This is a genomic window from Blautia sp. AM47-4 (assembly GCF_003479865.1).
GTDB lineage: Bacteria > Bacillota > Clostridia > Lachnospirales > Lachnospiraceae > Fusicatenibacter > Fusicatenibacter saccharivorans.
On sequence record NZ_QUHY01000097.1, the window covers coordinates 1 to 950 of the forward strand.

At 58.7% G+C, this 950-nt stretch carries 2 protein-coding genes; both read right to left on the reverse strand.

Annotated features, from left to right (window positions below; genetic code table 11):
• Nucleotides 1–91 (reverse strand): PrgI family protein (locus tag DW965_RS18755; protein WP_147398828.1); only part of this gene is annotated, 91 nt, incomplete at its 3' end.
• Nucleotides 92–135: 44 nt separating this feature from the next.
• Nucleotides 136–789 carry a DUF7007 domain-containing protein gene (locus DW965_RS18760; RefSeq protein WP_117506245.1) on the reverse strand — a complete coding sequence of 218 codons (654 nt, stop codon included), beginning with the start codon at nt 787–789 and terminating at the stop codon, nt 136–138.
• Nucleotides 790–950: the final 161 nt, after the last annotated feature.

Consider the following 950-nt stretch of genomic DNA (forward strand, 5'->3'; position numbering starts at 1 on the left):
TGGAAAAACAAACAAGCTGGCGCTTCGTTAGGTTGAAGGCCAGCTTTGTCTTGATTTTGGAAAGGTCTTTTGGTACTGGCACATAGGCCATTTTGGTACACCTCCTTTACTGCTTCGGGCCAGCATGGCCCGAGGTTATCTTGCGGCTTCTTTGGCCGGGGCTGTGCTGCGGGCAGCTTCGACGGCTTCTCGTCCGCTCTGCCTTGCCCGCCAGTATTCGGGGTGATACTGCCGGATGGACTGATTGAGCTTTTCTTCAAACTGTCCTTTGTCCTTAATGCGGTCAGGGATGTTCCACAGTTTTTTGTCCAGCAGCTCCCGGAGCACCACACTTTCCTGTGCGTCCTCCTCATAGCAGATATAGCCCTTATCCTTGAAGCCGCACTTTTTCGCCGCTGGGGAGAGGACGGCGGCTACCTCATTTGCCACCATCGTTCCGCCGTGGCTGGCGGTAGATACCAGAAACACCCCCGGACAGAGGGTTTCACAGCTCTGCACCTCGCCCCACGGGGAACTTTTCGGCGCATGGAACATTCCGCCCGTCCGGCTCCGGTCCGCCTGCATGAGCGCCGCCTTTTCTAAGATGGCTTTCAGTTCCGGGGAAAAATAGGCATATTCCCGCAGGACCCGGGCGGCTTCCCCTCCGCAGGCGTTCATCAACAGGGTATAGGCGTCGCTGTCCGCTTTGGTACAGCGGCCCAGCAGTTTTCCGTCGTAATAGCAGGCCGCGTCATAGCCCGTCCGTTTGCGTGGCATGGTTCCCGCCTCCTTTCTGCTTCGGGCCAGCATGGCCCGAGGTCAACGCTCTGCGCTGCGGCTGGGCTTTTCCTTCGGAGGCCGTTCTGCCTTTGCCTGTTCGGCAGCCGCTTTTCCGGCTTTGAGCTGGTCGCTGATGGACGCACGCCCCACAGAGCCGCGCTCCGCCATCTGTTCCAGCTTTGCCTCATAGG

Bases quoted from the DNA above. Each gene is read 5' to 3' on its own strand.
- DW965_RS18760 (WP_117506245.1), bottom strand. From the start codon at position 789: ATGCTGGCCCGAAGCAGAAAGGAGGCGGGAACCATGCCACGCAAACGG.